Below are 15,160 nucleotides of genomic sequence, written 5' to 3'. Positions count from 1 at the left end.
TGAACTCCTGGCGCGTAGCTGGTGGCGTCTTCCGCATGGGCAGGCGGAATGGCTCATCGAGCTGGGCTGGAACAGGCGTACGACGACGGGGTCCGCACCGTGGTGGACCTGCGCAACCCGGCGGAGGTGCAGCGGAGGGAAACTGACCCCTTAGTAGCCGAGGCAGTTGGGTCGGGAATGTCAGTTGTCCCGGCCCCGACAGAAGAACCGGGCGACCCGCGTTTCACGGCCCTTTGCGGCCCCTACCTCAATGATCCTGTTCACTACGCCGACAACGTCAGGCTGTTTCCCCAGAAGATCGGTGGCATCTTTCATGCAATCGCTGCCGGCGCTTCCTCCTTCGTCCTCATTCCCTGCACTGCCGGGAGGGACCGGAGTGGAATGATCGCCGCGATGGTTCAGGACCTCGCAGGGCACACTGATGAGGACATAGCGGCCGGCTACGCGCGGGCGGCCCGCGGCATCAACGAACGCCACCGCATCCACGACCCGCCCCACGCCCGCGAGCAGCACCTTTCGGAAGATGAACTTGCGCCACTTCTTGAGCTCCGCGGCCAGGCTGTGGTGGCTTGCGTCCGTGAGTTGGATTCAACCGCCTTCTTGCTCGAGCACGGCCTTTCCTCGGCGGAACTCACAGCTCTTCTCACTCTTACAGCGGGCCGGTAGGCTTGTTACCAATGTGACTCCTGTGACAGTTGGTACTGGCTCGTTTGAGCGTCCGCCTTCACAGCAGAGCGAGGCGTGTTCATTGAACGAGCGGAACGGCGACCGGAATGAAACGAATTCTTGCCACAGGAACGGCAGCGGGAATTGCCCTGACCATGGGACTGGCTGCGGTGCCCGCCCTGGCCGTCCCGCGATCCTCCGCTTCGGAATCACCGGCGCTCGAGAGCACCGCAAGCCCCACTCCGGAGCCAAGTGCCCCCGCCAGCCAGGCCGCGACGCCCCCCGATGCCGGACTCGCTGACGCGGTGCGCCGCGACTTGGGCATGAGCATGGTGGAATTCGACGCAGCAGGCGAATTGGGGCGGCAAGCGGTGGAAGCCTTGGACTCACTGCGCGTGCTTCCGGGTTATGCGGGCATCAGTGTTGGAAGTGGAAAGATTCAAGTGCAGGGCGTGGGTTCTGCCCTGCAGGCACGGGTGAATGAACTGAACAAATCAGGTGGGGCGACCTTCCTGCTCGTTCCACCCACATACCCAGCGGGAGCAGCAGAGGCACCGTCCCCCGTACCGCAGCCCCCTATCGCTGCAACAACTGAGGCGGCCCCGGTCCGTCGGATCGCAGTCAGCGTCGATGAGCTCTTCCAGGCTTATCTGCGCGACGTCGGAACGGCAGGCCTGCAGGCTGTGGTTTCCGAAGGCGGCAAATTCGTCATCCGGACGGGGAGCATCGCGGCAGCGCAGTCAACGCAGGACACGGGTGGAACGCCCGCCACCCCGCCCGGCGGGCTGGCGACTACTGCCGCCCCCGGCAAGATATCGCCGTCGGAATTCGTCTCACGGTACGCGAACGTAGTGCTCGACGGCGGCGCGCCCCTCAAACCTGAGGCGGATGTCCCGGGCGGGATGGGCTACCAGACGGACAACAGCGCCATCTGCTCCACAGGGTTTTCCGCGTTTGATGCCTCGGGCCTGCCCGCAGTCCTTACCGCAGGGCACTGTACCGATGACGGCACCGCCACCACCGCGGAACTGTTGCTTCAGGGCGCGCCTGCCGGACTCCTGGGTGCCTTCCAGTTCAGCCAGCTGGGCGGCCCCGGCAACGCAAGGGTGCTGGACCAGAACGTTCCCACGGACCAGAACGGCGTGGCACTCACGGACCCCGGCAACGTGGGAACGGACATCGCGGTACTCGGAGCGCTCCGCCCGGACCTGGATCCCCTGCCCGGTGCCAGCACGTATGGTGACCCGCTGCAGCCCGGGCCGGACGTCAAAATCATCGGCACTGCCGCCCCTGTAGTGGGCATGGATGTCTGCCGATCCGGGTGGAGAACCGGCTGGTCCTGCGGAACCGTGGCTGCCGTGGGGATCTTCCTGGTGGGAGGACCCACCTATCCCGCGGACCCTGCCGATGTCCGGGCCTTCAACGGTTTCCTGTCCTACGACGTGCAGTCCAGCGGCGGTGACTCCGGGGGCCCGTGGATCAGCGGAAACTATGCCGTGGGCACCCACAGCGCCGGTGACGACCCCCAGCCTGATGACCCCGCACCCCTGAACTTCGCCGTGGCAGCCACCCTGCAGGAATCCCTGGAGGTGCTGCCCGGCTACCAGCTGGAGCTCTTCCTCAACAAGCCTGGGGTCTCGGCCACTGCGGACACGACGGTCAAGGCCGGTACCAGCATTACGGGCCGGGTAGCGGCCGCCCCAGCCTCCGCCGTCGCCCAAGGTTCCCAGGTCCGCATCACCTATGCCGGCCGGCAGCCGTTCGACGTGCCCGTGCAGTCCGACGGCACCTGGGCCTTCACGGCGCCGGAAGCACCCGGCCCGTTCACGTTCACTGCCGAAACCGTGAACGGATTCAGCCGCTCCGGAGCCGTGACACTGAGCGTGGTCATTGCGCCATCGTTCCTTCTCGCGCCGGTGATCACCACACCGGACAACCAGCCGCTGCCGGAACTCAAGACCGTCGAAGGCACGGGAACGCCGCGTGCCACGGTGACACTCTCCGGCGACGTTGCCGGCTCGGCGCTGGTGGGCGATGACGGGCGCTGGTCGGTTTCACTGCAGGCCCCGGCCCCCTACGGCAAGGTGAACGCCACCGCGGTCCAGTCCTACGCCGGCCTTCCGGACAGCCCGGCCACCACGGCGGCCTTCGCCGTCATGCCGCCGCCCCCGGCCGTAACGAGCCTTTCCGACGGACAACACCTCAAGCAGGACGCCCTGCCGTCAGCCATAGCGGGAACCGGGCTGAACGGCGCGGACGTGACGGTGTCCCTTGATGGGACGCCGGTCTCCGGCACAGCGGCCGGTGGCGCGGCACCGGCATCCCGTTCCGTACCCCTGGTCCTGGCACCGTTGGTGCTGGTGGACGGTGGATCCTGGCGGGTTCCTTTCCCCGCCGGGCTGGGAGCGGGCACCCACGCCCTGTCGGTGACGCAGGCGGTGGATGGCGTGGCTTCTGCCCCGGCGCACCTCACATTCATCGTCGATGCCCCGCCGTTGGTCCTTCCGGCAGGGCACATCAGTGACAGCAGCCTCGCCGCCACTGGAGCCGGGGGACTGGCTTCCGCAGCGATCGCAGCAGCCGCCGCGCTCGCCGTCGGGATCCTGCTGATGGTGCTGGTCCGCCGCCGGAAGCGGCAATCGGCCCGGTAGCAGCTACTTGTGGCGCCTCATGAGCAGGTTGGTGATGCGCAGGGTGCAAAGCCGCTGGCCGGCCTCGTTGGTGATAAGCACCTCGTGGGTGGTGAGGGTGCCGCCGAGGTGGATGGGGGTGGCCGTGATGGTCACCAGGCCTTCCCGCGCGGAGCGGTGGTGGGTGGCCGATACGTCCACGCCCACGGCCGTCTTGCCCAGGGTGCTCGCATGGATCACCGCGGCCCAGGACCCCACGGCCTCGCCCACGGCAAGGGAAGCGCCGCCATGGAGCAGCCCGAAGGACTGCCGGTTCCCCTCCACCGGCATGGTGGCCACCACGCGCTGGACTGACTCCTCAATGATTTTCACGCCCATCTTCTCGTCCAGTTCGCCAAGGGTGATCTTCCACAGCTCCTTGTCGCTGGCGTGGTGGTCCGTAACTGCATCTTTCGGCGGCGTGCTCATGTGCTCTCCTTCTGGGCGTCTGGCAAGTGCGCGGGCTTCCAGTGTGCACCAGCCTCCTAGTGTGCAGCGGGGCACATTCATGTATGGTAAATATATTACCGAACGGACGGTCAGTAATCATTGGCCGCTTTCGTCTGCCCCTGTTGGAAGGACCCGTCAACGATGACCACCACCGCCACAGCCCCCCAGGCCACGGTCGACACCGTGGAGACAGTGCCCAGCTTCATCATGGACTCATGGTGGACTCCCGACGCCGGAGCGGCAGGGTCCGCGACTCCAGTCAGGGATGCGAGCACGGGGGAGATCCTGGCCAAGGTGAGCACCGAAGGGCTGGACCTGGGGGCGGTGGTGGAATACGGCCGCACAACGGGGCAGCAGGAGCTCGGCCAGTTCACCTTCCACCAGCGCGCCCTCAAGCTCAAGGAACTGGCCCAGTACCTGAATGCCCGGCGTGAGCACTTCTACACCTTCTCGGCCCAGACCGGCGCCACCAAAGTGGATTCCATGATCGACATCGACGGCGGCATCGGCGTGCTCTTCACGTTCGGTTCCAAGGGCCGGCGCGAGCTTCCCAACTCGCAGGTGGTGGTGGACGGCCCCATGGAGGTCCTGTCCAAGGACGGCTCCTTCGCCGGCGAACACATCTACACCCGCATCCCCGGGGTCGCCGTGCAGATCAACGCCTTCAACTTCCCGGTCTGGGGCATGCTGGAGAAGTTCGCCCCGGCCTTCCTGGCCGGCGTCCCCACCATCGTCAAGCCCGCCACCCCCACCGGCTACGTGGCGGCCGCAGTGGTCAAGGCCATTGTCGAATCGAACATCCTGCCCAAGGGCTCGCTGCAGCTGATTTCCGGCTCCGTCCGCGGGCTGCTGGACGTCCTGGACTACCGCGACCTGGTGGCCTTCACCGGCTCCGCCTCCACCGCACTGTCCCTGAAGGCCCACCCCAACGTGGTGCAGGGCGGGGTCCGCTTCACCTCCGAGACGGACTCGCTGAACGCCGCCATCCTCGGCCCGGACGCGGTGGAAGGGACGCCGGAATTCGATGCCTTCGTGAAGTCGGTGGTTACGGAAATGACGGCCAAGGCCGGGCAGAAGTGCACCGCCATCCGCCGCGCCATCGTGCCGGAGGAGCTGGTTGCCGCCGTCTCTGCCGCCATCGGCAAGCGGATCTCCGAGCGCGTTGTCCTGGGCGATCCGCGGGCTGAAGGCGTCACCATGGGCGCGCTCGCCTCGGTGGAGCAGCTTAACGATGTCCGCGCGGCCGTGCAGTCCATGCTCGACGCCGGCGGTGAGCTTGCGTACGGAACCCTCGATTCGCCGTCGGTCACCTCCGCCGACGGAACCACCGGCGTGGTGGAGGCAGGCGCGTTCATGGCGCCCGTCGTCCTGAACTGGCAGGACCCCGAGGCCGAGGAAGTGCACTCGCTCGAGGCATTCGGCCCCGTGTCCTCCGTGATCGGGTACAAGGACCTTCCCGACGCCGTCCGCCTCGCCGCCCGCGGCGGCGGCTCCCTGGTGGCCTCGGTCTGCACCAACGATCCTTCCGTGGCCCGCGAACTTGTCACCGGGATCGCGGCGCACCACGGCCGTGTCCTGATGCTCAACCGCGAGGACGCGCGCTCGTCGACGGGCCACGGTTCGCCCGTGCCGCACCTGGTCCACGGCGGTCCCGGCCGTGCAGGCGGCGGCGAGGAACTGGGCGGCATCCGCTCGGTGATGCACCACATGCAGCGCACCGCCATCCAAGGCTCGCCGAACATGCTCACCGCCGTCACCGGCCTGTGGCACGCCGGCGCGGACCGCAACTTCACCCTGGAAACCGAGGGGACCCACCCGTTCCGGAAGTCCCTGGAGACGCTGCGGATTGGCGACGCCGTCCGCTCGGACCTGCGCCAGGTCACCCTGGAGGACATCACGGCCTTCGCCAACTCCACAGGTGACACGTTCTACGCCCACACCAACCAGGAGGCCGCGGAAGCCAACCCGTTCTTCCCGGGCATTGTGGCCCACGGCTACCTGCTGCTCAGCTGGGCGGCCGGCCTGTTCGTGGAGCCTGCCCCGGGCCCCGTCCTGGCCAACTACGGGCTGGAAAACCTGCGGTTCATCACCCCCGTGGCGGCAGGCGACTCGATCCGGGTGACCCTCACGGCCAAGAAGATCACGCCCCGCGAAACCGACGAATACGGCGAGGTGGCGTGGGACGCCGTGCTCACCAACCAGAACGACGAGATCGTGGCCACCTACGACGTCCTCACCCTTGTGGAGAAGTAACCCCCGGGACGCTCTCTCACCTAACGCGGGTTTTCCCCGGACGCTCTCTCACCTGCCGGCGATAGGTGCGAGAGCGTTGGTGATTAAGCCGCATTGTGTGAGGGAGCGTTGGATCTTTTCGGCGGGCGGAAGCGTAAAATTCTGCCCGTAGGAGGTGGCCCTTATGAGCCTAAGAATGAACACAGCCACAACGGTCCTGCCAGTGGACGATCCCGCACGCGCCCGTAGGTTCTACACCGAAAAGCTCGGACTCCCGCACCGCGGCAAGGCAGACGATGGCAGCGAATTGCTCGGCAGCGACGGCGGCCCGATGCTGCAGCTGATGCCGGTCTCGGACGGCAGGCACTCAGAGCATACGGCCCTGAGCTTCGAGGTGACGGACATTGAGAGGACAGTCCGGGACATGGAAGCCAGGGGCGTAAGGTTCCAGGACTATGACCTGCCGAACCTGAAGACGGAGAACCACATCTGCACCACGAATTCGGAAAAATGTGCCTGGTTCATGGACACCGAGCACAACATCCTCTGCGTCCACGAGAAGCTGGGCGTCCAGGCCGAGTACGAACTGTAGCGGCGGAGGGAACGTCCCCAATTGCCAAGCAGGGGCGCCCCGGGTTTCCGGGGTGCCCCTGCTGCCGTTCAGGCAAGGAGACGGGTCAGGACTCGGCGCCGCCGTGCAGGCCGTCGTCGCTGCTGTCATCCTCGCGGCCGGTGCCGTGCCCGGCCTCGCTTTGATCGGAAAGGTCCATGTTCCCGCGGGCCTCCGCCATGGTGGGACCGCCGGAGGGGATGCTGTAAGTGTCCGGGCGAATGCCGTGGGACTGTTCCTCGATCAGGGCCTGCTCTTCGCTGAAGCGGATGGCGTTGGCTTCGTCCCCGGCGTCGCCGGGAATGTCCTCGCGGACCTTTGAGGGGTCCGGGATGATGTATCCGGAGTCTGCTTCGTCCTTGGGGTGGCTCATGTTCTTACCTTCCTATCGGGTGTTACTTGTGGGCCGGGCGATGAGGTCCGCCTTGATGTCAAGGCTCTGATCTCCCCGCTTGACCTTGAAGCCTACGGTATCGCCGGGGTTGCGGCCGCGGAGTTCCGCCAGGAGCTTCTCCGGGGCGTTCAGTTCCACGCCTTCCATCGACTCCAGCACGTCGCCGGGCCGGATGCCCGCACGTCCCGCCGGGCCGCCGTCGTCCACTGCCAAAACTACGACGCCGGTGCGGGCGTTAATGCCGAGCTGCTCGGCGATCTGCGGCGTGAGTTCGCCCGGCGTGAGGCCCAGGTAGGCATGCTCTGCGGTGCCGTCCGCCAGCAGTTCCTCCGCCACCTCCACGGCGGTCGCGGCAGGGATGGCGAACCCCAGGGCCACGGCGCCGGCCGACGGCGGGATGTAGGCCTCGCTGATGCCGATGATTTCGCCGCGCATGTTGATGACGGCGCCGCCGGAGTTGCCGGGGCTGATGGGGGCATCCGTCTGGATCAGGTCCACCAGGGACAGGCTGTTGGAGGCGGATCCGGGAATGGACCGGTGCAGTCCGGAGATGATCCCGGCCGTGGCGGTGTTCTCGAAGCCCAGGGGCGAGCCAAGCACCACCGCCCCTTCACCGACACGCGGCAGGTTGGCCTGGTAGACGGGTTTGGGCAGGCCGGTGCGTTTTGCCTGCACCAGGGCAAGGTCGGTCACGGGGTCCGTGGCTTTGACCGTTCCCTCCACCCGCTGTCCGTCGGCGAAGGCGACCTCCACCGTGGTGTTGCCCCGGATCACGTGTTCGTTCGTGAGGATGAGGCCGTCCTCGGAGTAGACGACTCCGCTGCCCAGGCCGCCCTCGGTGAAGATCGTCACCACGGACGGTGCGAGGTTCTCCACGAGCTGGGGGATGTCGCCCGCCGCAGCCGGGGCCGGGGCCGCTGCAGTGCTGCCTGGCGTGGCTGTGGCGCCGGACGTGGGGCCGGCGGTGGAGGTCGCGGTGGGCGCGGGAGGAGTGGTGGAACCCGTGCAGGCCGTGAGGGCCAGGGAAGCCGCCAGGACCAGGCCTCCCGCAGCTGTGCGGAAACAACGGGCCGGACGGCGTGATGCCCGGCTGGTGGTGATGCTCATGGGAGGCCTCCCTGCGGATCCTGGCTGGTCCTTCAACGGTAGCCGGGAAGCGGCTTTAATACCAAGCACCCTTATTATTCCCAAGGGCGAGTATTCTTGGGGCGCGGTTTCGGTTGAGGGGGCTCAACCGGGACGCCCAGCCCAAGTAGGTAGCGCTAAGTGTCGTTTTGAGGGTCCAAAACGACACTTAGCGCTACCTGGTTGGGGAGGGTCAGGGCTTGGTGGAGTGCAGGCCGTCGAACGCCATGGTGATGACGTCGTCGGCCAGCCGTTCGGGTGAGAGGGAGCCGCCCGGCTTGTACCACTCCACGATGGAGTTGATCATGCCGAACAGCAGGCGGGTGACGGTCCGCGGATCGATGTCCTGGCGCAGGGTGCCTTCGTCCCGGGCCGCGGAGATGAGCCCGGCAACCTTGTGGTCGAACGCGCGCCGGCGCTCCAGCGCATCCCGCTCGATCTCGGTGTTGCCGCGCAGGCGCAGGAGCAGGGTGACGAACGGCAGCCGGTCCACCAGCACCGCCACTGTCTGCCGGAGCACAAACTCCAGGCGCGCGTCCGCCGCCCCGGACGTCGCCGCCGGTTCCTGCAGAATGGCTTCGAGCCCGCCGAGCGCATGGTCGAGCGCGAGCTTGAGGAGGTCGCCCTTGGAAGGGACGTGGTGGTAGATGGCAGACTTTGAGATGCCCAGGTTGTCGGCCAGGATTCCCATCGAGGTTGCGTCGTAGCCGTGCCGGTTGAAGACGTCGACGGCGATGCGGAGCACCGATTGCTGGTCGTACCCCGGGCGGCCGCGCTTGGTGGGTGCATCAGTTGTGGACATACCGGCATTTTCTCATGAACGTTCGGTAATTTAGCCATTACTTGCGGGGGACCTTGGACCCTGTGGCGCTTTCTCCGGGAGGACCACGCTGGTAGGCAGGCGAACCAGCGCCGCTTGACCCCCAGGAAGGCCGGCCGGGATGAAGCCCAGCAACCCCCAGCCCACCGCTATTGCGGACGGCGTGTACCAGCTGCCCACCGGGCGCGGACGGTTTGCCTCCCATGTCTATTTTGTGCGCTCCGGGCAGGCCTGGGTGCTGGTGGATGCCGGCTGGCCGAACGCGGACCACGCCATTGCGGCTGCTGCAGATTCCCTCTTTGGCGCGGACACCCCACCCGCAGCCATTGTCCTGACGCACATCCACCCGGACCACACCGGGGCGGCTCGGGGTCTGGCCCGCCGTTGGGACGTGCCGGTTTTCATCCATCCGGATGAGCTGCCGCAGGCGTCAGGGAAGCTGCTGGACGAGTACGCCAACCCCCTCGACCGGCGGCTGCTGCGTCCCCTCCAGAAGGTCCTGCCGAAAGGTGCCATGCCCGCGACGGACCTGACCGCCGTCGTGCGTCCTCTCGATCTGGCGGCCGGCGTGCCGGGGCTGCCGGACTGGAGGTGCGTGCCCACCCCGGGGCACACACCCGGCCACGTTGCCCTGTTCCGCGAGGCGGACGGCGTGCTGCTCACCGGAGACGCGGTGCTGGCCACGGACGTGAACTCGCCGCGCGGCCTCCTGGGCCGGACGCCCAAGGCCAGCGGCCCGCCATGGATTGCCACCTGGGACCGGCCGACGGCGGAGGCTTCCATCGGTGCGCTTGCCCGGCTTCGGCCGCGGGTGCTGGCCAGCGGGCACGGGGAGGTGATTTCCGGGCCGGCTGCAGCCCGCCAGTTGGAAGGGCTGGCCGCTGCGAGCACCGGCGCGGCTTCAAACGCGGCGTTGCCCGAGGGGCCTGCGGAGTACCGCAGCGTGGCCGCTGTCCGCGTGGGCGGGCCGGAAGTGATGGAGGTTGTACGACGGCGGCTGAGGACGCCGCGCCGGGGCGAGGCCAGGGTGCGGGTCGAGGCGTGCAGCGTGAGCGCCGTGGACGTGCAGGCCAGGAACGGGCTCTCCACCTACCCGCCGACGTTCCCCTTTGTTCCCGGCTACGCCGTGGTGGGCGTCGTGGATGCCGTAGGCGCCGGCGTCACCGCAGTCACGCCGGGGGACCGGGTGGTGGTGATGACGGAAAAGGGCGGGTACGCCGAGTACGTTTTCGTGAGCTCACACCCCATGATGCGGGTTCCCGATGAACTGGACGCCGGCGAGGCGGTGGTTGTTGCCCTGAACTACCTCGTGGCCCACCAGGCACTCTCCCGCGTGGCCCGGATCCGGCGCGGCCAGGCCATCCTTATCCTCGGCGCGGCCGGCGGGATCGGTACGGCGCTCGTCCAGCTGGGGCAGTTGCTGGAGCTCAGGATGTACGGGGTGGATCTCCCCGCCAAACACCCCTGGCTCGTTGAGCACGGGGTGGTGCCCCTGGACGCGAAGCGTGAGGACGTGGCCAGTGCCCTGCAAAGGCTGGAACCTTCCGGCGTCGACGCGGTCCTCGACGGGGCCGGCGGGGACTGGGCGGACACCGGCCTGGCCGTGCTGCGGCCCGGCGGGGTGCTGGTGGAGTATGCCAATCCCGGGAGCCCCAGGGCAACCCTGCGCCTCCTGGCCCGGGCCGCCCGGCAGAACCTGGTCCCGAAAGGCAAGCGGATCCGGCTCTACGGGACAACATCCTGGCGGCTGGACCGGAAGCCGCTGATGGACGCCTGGGCAACGCTGTATGGACTCCTGGAAGCCCGGCGCATACGCCCGGTCATCGCGGACCGGTTTCCTTTGGCTGGGGCAGGGCAGGCGCACGCGCGGCTGGAGCGCGGGGACGTGGTGGGGAACCTTGTCCTCATGGTGCCCGGAGAAGCGCCGGCGGCCGAAGCCGCCGGCGCCACCTGAGCGGCTACCCCTTCGGCCGCAGGTCGTAGATCCTCCGGAGCTTGCCGTTGGACCGCTCAAGCGAGCCCGGCTCCACCACGTCAACCGTGCAGGAAGAACCCACGTGGATCTTGATCTGTTCCTTCAAGGTGCGTGCCGCCGTCGTGCTCTGCTCGATGCTGACCGAATCCCGGCGCTCGATCTTGACCGTCATCTGGTCCATCCGCTGGCCCTCGGGACGCGTGAGCTCCAGCTGGAAGTGCGGGCTCAGCTCGGGGATCCGCAGGGCGATTTCCTCGATCTGCGACGGAAACACGTTCACGCCGCGGAGGATGATCATGTCGTCGCTGCGGCCGGTGATGCGTCCCATCCGGCGGTGCGCGGGGCGGGCCGTGCCGGGGAGCAGGCGCGTGAGGTCCTTGGTGCGGTACCGGATGATGGGCAGCGCTTCCTTGGTCAGCGAGGTGAACACCAGTTCGCCGTGCTCACCGTCGCCCAGCACGTTCTCCTTGCCCACCACGGGGTTGAAGGCGTCGATGATTTCAGGGCGGAAGTGGTCCTCCCAGATGTGGCTGCCGTCCTGGGTCTCCACTGCCTCGCCCGCCACGCCTGGGCCCATCACCTCGGACAGGCCGTAGATGTCGCAAGCCTTGAGGTTCATGGTGACCTCGAGCTCGTGCCGCATTTCCTCCGTCCACGGCTCGGCGCCCAGCACCGCGTACTTCAGGGACGTGGAGGCGGGGTCGATGCCCATGTGGGCCATGGCGTCGGCGATCGTGAGCAGGTACGTGGGCGTGGCCAGGATGGCGTCCGGCTTGAAGTCCTGGATCAGCTGGATCTGGCGTTCCGTCTGGCCGCCGGAGATGGGGATGACGGTGCAGCCCAGGGCTTCGGCGCCGGCGTGGGCGCCCAGGCCGCCGGTGAACAGGCCGTACCCGTAGGCGTTGTGGACCTTCATGCCGGGGCGGATGCCGGAGGCGCGGAAGCTGCGGGCCACCAGCTTGGCCCAGTCGGCCAGGTCCTGCTTGGTGTAGCCGACGACGGTGGGCCGGCCCGTGGTGCCCGAGCTGGCGTGCACGCGGGCTACTTCGTGCTGCGGCACGGCAAACATGCCGAACGGGTACTCTTCGCGCAGGTCGTCCTTGGTGGTGAATGGGAAGTTGCCCAGGTCGCTCAGTTCACGCAGGTCGTTGGGGTGGATGCCGGCGTCGTCGAACTTCCGCTTGTACAGGGGCACCCGCTCGTAGGCGTAGGCGACGGTGTGCTGCAGCCGGCTGAGCTGGAGGGCCTCGAGCTCGTCGCGGGAGATGGTCTCCTCGCGGTCCAGTCCGGCGCCGGCTGCTGTGGCGGCTGCAGTGGTGGCTGCGGGGGATTCGGGGGCATGCAGGGTCATGGTTTCCTACTTCTTGGGGATGGTGCGGCTGCGTCCGCGGAACTCGGCAATGAGTTCGCCGGGCTGGTTCGGGGTGGGCTGGCCTGGCTCGGCGGACGTCTGTGGCTCCGCGTCAGTGGCGAAAATCTGGATGTCGTACAGGCCGCTGCGTCCGGCGCTGGAGCGGCGGTCCGCGACGGCGGTGAGCACCTGGCCGCGGAAGGCGGGCTTCAGGAAGTTGATGTCGACGCCGGAGGCCACGGTGATGCTGTTTTCCTCGCCGGGGGCGGGCACGGCCGGGTTGCACGCGAGCGCGAAGGCGGTGTCCCCGAAGGCGAAGATCATTCCGCCGTGGGCCATGCCGAAGCCGTTGAGCATTTCCTGCCGGAGGGTCATCCGGATGGTGGCGTGCCCGTCGCTGATGGCGAGGACCTGGATGCCCATCCACTCGGAGGCGTAGTCGTTCTCCAGGATCTGGTGCGTGGGCCCGGAAAGGGTGGTCTCAGCCATGCGTCATTGCCTCCAGCTTTATTTACCGAATGTTCATTAGGTAATCCCATGGAGGGGTCCCGTGTCAAGGGGATGCGTGCGTTCCTGCCCGGTTACTTCGGCCGTCCCACGCACCAAGGCGGGGGCACGCCGTCGTACGCGGCGCGCCGCACGGTGACCGGAAAAGCAACCGGGCTGGAACGTACGACGGCGGCGCGCACCTTTGCCATTTGGGGCGCCCGGGGTGCAAGGATGGAGGGACCGGCACCAGCACAGCAAAGGGCGGACCATGGGCATAGGCATTTACGTCAGCGCAACCACCCCGGGCTCGGGCAAGTCACTTGTTGCCCTGGGCCTGGCGGACACCCTGCACCGGCACGCGGACAGGATCGGCTTCTTCAAGCCGGTGGTCCACGGCCCGGATGCGGCGGCCGATCCCATGGTGGCGCTGATGAAATCCCGCTTCGCGCTGGAGGATGAGCGGTGCCGCGGGGGCCTGACCTACACCGAAGTCCGTGACCTGCTGGCGGAAGGAAACCGCGCCGAGATCGATGCCCGCTGCGTGGAGATCTTCGCCGAGATCTCGCGGCACTGCGACGTGGTGATCGTGGAGGGGACCGACCTGGTGGGCCAGGACTCCGCCGTCGAATTCGACCTCAACGCCCGCCTGGCAAACAACCTGGCCACCCCCGTGGTGGCTGTGGTGGGCGCGAAGGGGCGGACCGTGGCGGAGGCTGTGGCCGCCGTCGAGGTTGCCCGGAAGGAACTTGCCGCAGAACGGTGCTCGTTGCTGGCCATCCTGGTGAACCGTGCGGACCCGGAGGACGTGGAAGCGATCGGGGCCGCTGTGAAGCCCGGCGCGTCCAAGCGCCCCGTCTATGTCCTGCCGGAACTGGAGGAGATCGCCCGGCCCACCACCGGCGAGGTGGCCACGGCGCTGGGGGTCCGGCAGATTGCCGGCCGTCCGGACATGGAGCGCGACGTGAAGGACATCAAGGTGGCGGCCATGAACGTCGGCAACTTCCTGAACGTGCTGGACGAGGGCGCGCTGGTGATCGTTCCCGGGGACCGGGCCGACGTGATGGTGGCGTGCCTGGCGTCGTCCTTTTCGCCCGAGTTCCCGGTGGCGTCGGCGCTGATCCTCACCGGTGGGCTTGCGCCGGACGCCAACATCTACCCGCTCCTGGCGCAGGCACCGTTCCCCGTGTTCGCCGCCAAGGAGGACACCTACACCACCGCGCGCCGGGTCTCGGAAGTCCGCAGCGAGATCTGGTCCGGGCACCGCCGCAAGGTGGCCTCCGCTTTGGGGCTGTGGTCCCGCCGGGTGGATGAAGCCGAACTCGTGGAGCGCCTGCACCTGCCGCGGGCCGAGCGGATGACGCCGCTGCGCTTCCTGCACGACCTCATCGAACGAGCCCGCTCGCAGCGGCGGCACGTGGTCCTGCCGGAGGGGACGGACGTGCGGATCCTGCGCGCGGCGGAGATCCTGCACCGGCGCGACGTCTGTGACCTCACCGTGCTGGGACCGGAGCCTGACGTCCGCGAGCTGGCCGCAGCGAACGGCATCGACCTCACCGGCATCAACATCGTTGACCCCGCCACCTCCGATCTCCGGCAGAAGTTTGCCGAGAAGTACGCGGAGCTGCGGGCGCACAAGGGCGTGGACCTGGCCAAGGCACTCGAGATCATGCAGGACGTCAGCTACTTCGGCACCATGATGGTCCAGCTGGGCGTGGTGGACGGGATGGTTTCCGGCGCCGCCCACACCACGGCCCACACCATCCGGCCGGCCCTGGAGTTCGTGAAGACCCGCCCGGGCGTGAAGATCGTGTCCTCGGTGTTCCTGATGCTCATGCCGGACCGGGTGCTGGTGTACGGCGACTGCGCGGTGAACCCGGACCCCAACGTGGAGCAACTGGCGGACATTGCGCTGGCTTCGGCGGAGACCGCCGCGCAGTTCGGGGTGGAGCCGAGGGTGGCCATGCTGTCCTACTCCACCGGCGGCTCGGGCTCCGGCGAGGCGGTGGACGAGGTGCGGCAGGCCACCGAGCTGGTCCGTGAGCGCCGGCCGGACCTCGCCGTCGAAGGCCCAATCCAGTACGACGCCGCCGTGGACGCCTCCATCGCCGAGTCCAAGATGCCGGGCTCGTCCGTTGCAGGCCAGGCCACCGTGTTCATCTTCCCGGACTTGAATACCGGCAACAACACGTACAAGGCGGTGCAGCAGAGCTCTGGGGCGGTGGCTGTGGGGCCTGTCCTGCAGGGGCTGCGGAAGCCCGTCAACGACCTCTCCCGCGGCTGCACGGTGGAGGACATCGTGAACACGGTGGCCATTACCGCCATCCAGGCGCAGGCGCCGGCCTCCTAGATTAAGGTTCGACGGCGGCACCCGCCAGGGGT

At 67.8% G+C, this 15,160-nt stretch carries 12 protein-coding genes; 6 read left to right on the top strand and 6 right to left on the bottom strand.

The genetic code is table 11. The annotated features are described in order from the left end of the window. Positions 1 to 48 precede the first annotated feature (48 nt). Entirely contained in the window at positions 49 to 666 is a 618-nt protein-coding gene (locus KTR40_RS15040; RefSeq protein WP_228404253.1) for a tyrosine-protein phosphatase, read from the top strand. A 107-nt stretch (positions 667 to 773) separates the two neighbouring features. Beyond that, positions 774 to 3,317, top strand: a complete 2,544-nt coding sequence (locus KTR40_RS15035) for a S1 family peptidase (RefSeq protein WP_228404252.1) — start codon at positions 774 to 776, stop codon at positions 3,315 to 3,317. A 3-nt stretch (positions 3,318 to 3,320) separates the two neighbouring features. Here the strand turns inward: KTR40_RS15035 and KTR40_RS15030 are convergent, their stop codons facing one another. Next, complete coding sequence (locus tag KTR40_RS15030) at positions 3,321 to 3,764, bottom strand: PaaI family thioesterase (RefSeq protein WP_139030262.1); 444 nt, start codon at positions 3,762 to 3,764, stop codon at positions 3,321 to 3,323. A 162-nt stretch (positions 3,765 to 3,926) separates the two neighbouring features. On the opposite strand from KTR40_RS15030, the gene paaZ reads away from it, so the two are divergent. Both paaZ and KTR40_RS15020 read left to right on the top strand, forming a co-directional pair. Then, on the top strand, positions 3,927 to 6,038 hold the full coding sequence (paaZ, locus tag KTR40_RS15025) for a phenylacetic acid degradation bifunctional protein PaaZ (protein ID WP_228404251.1): 2,112 nt from the start codon (positions 3,927 to 3,929) through the stop codon (positions 6,036 to 6,038). Positions 6,039 to 6,213: 175 nt separating this feature from the next. After that, the gene (locus KTR40_RS15020; RefSeq protein ID WP_228404250.1) at positions 6,214 to 6,609 is read left to right on the top strand and encodes a VOC family protein; all 396 of its coding nucleotides are present in this window, start codon (positions 6,214 to 6,216) and stop codon (positions 6,607 to 6,609) included. An 85-nt stretch (positions 6,610 to 6,694) separates the two neighbouring features. On the opposite strand, the gene KTR40_RS15015 is transcribed toward KTR40_RS15020, so the two are convergent. The 3 genes from KTR40_RS15015 to KTR40_RS15005 all read right to left on the bottom strand — a co-directional run bounded on the left by KTR40_RS15015 (position 6,695) and on the right by KTR40_RS15005 (position 8,948). Next, a complete protein-coding gene (locus KTR40_RS15015) occupies positions 6,695 to 7,000 on the bottom strand; it encodes a hypothetical protein (protein WP_139030259.1) in 306 nt (101 codons plus the stop codon). Positions 7,001 to 7,012: 12 nt separating this feature from the next. After that, the gene (locus KTR40_RS15010; protein ID WP_228404249.1) at positions 7,013 to 8,128 is read right to left on the bottom strand and encodes a S1C family serine protease; all 1,116 of its coding nucleotides are present in this window, start codon (positions 8,126 to 8,128) and stop codon (positions 7,013 to 7,015) included. Between the two features lie 211 nt (positions 8,129 to 8,339). Beyond that, complete coding sequence (locus KTR40_RS15005; protein WP_228404248.1) at positions 8,340 to 8,948, bottom strand: TetR/AcrR family transcriptional regulator; 609 nt, start codon at positions 8,946 to 8,948, stop codon at positions 8,340 to 8,342. A 139-nt stretch (positions 8,949 to 9,087) separates the two neighbouring features. Here KTR40_RS15005 and KTR40_RS15000 point away from each other — a divergent pair, with 139 nt between their 5' ends. Beyond that, positions 9,088 to 10,920 carry an MBL fold metallo-hydrolase gene (locus tag KTR40_RS15000; RefSeq protein WP_228404247.1) on the top strand — a complete coding sequence of 611 codons (1,833 nt, stop codon included), beginning with the start codon at positions 9,088 to 9,090 and terminating at the stop codon, positions 10,918 to 10,920. Positions 10,921 to 10,924: 4 nt separating this feature from the next. Here the strand turns inward: KTR40_RS15000 and paaK are convergent, their stop codons facing one another. Both paaK and KTR40_RS14990 read right to left on the bottom strand, forming a co-directional pair. Next, positions 10,925 to 12,292 (bottom strand): phenylacetate--CoA ligase PaaK, encoded by a 1,368-nt coding sequence (gene paaK / locus KTR40_RS14995; RefSeq protein ID WP_228404246.1) that lies wholly within the window; start codon positions 12,290 to 12,292, stop codon positions 10,925 to 10,927. A 6-nt stretch (positions 12,293 to 12,298) separates the two neighbouring features. Beyond that, positions 12,299 to 12,781, bottom strand: a complete 483-nt coding sequence (locus tag KTR40_RS14990; RefSeq protein ID WP_139030255.1) for a hotdog fold thioesterase — start codon at positions 12,779 to 12,781, stop codon at positions 12,299 to 12,301. Positions 12,782 to 13,049: 268 nt separating this feature from the next. On the opposite strand from KTR40_RS14990, the gene pta reads away from it, so the two are divergent. Further along, a complete protein-coding gene (gene pta, locus KTR40_RS14985; protein ID WP_139030254.1) occupies positions 13,050 to 15,128 on the top strand; it encodes a phosphate acetyltransferase in 2,079 nt (692 codons plus the stop codon). Positions 15,129 to 15,160: the final 32 nt, after the last annotated feature.

Source organism: Pseudarthrobacter sp. L1SW (genome assembly GCF_020809045.1).
Taxonomy (GTDB): Bacteria; Actinomycetota; Actinomycetes; order Actinomycetales; family Micrococcaceae; genus Arthrobacter.
The sequence above is the reverse complement of the archived record's forward strand: the minus strand, read 5'-3'. Positions and strand labels throughout refer to the sequence as shown.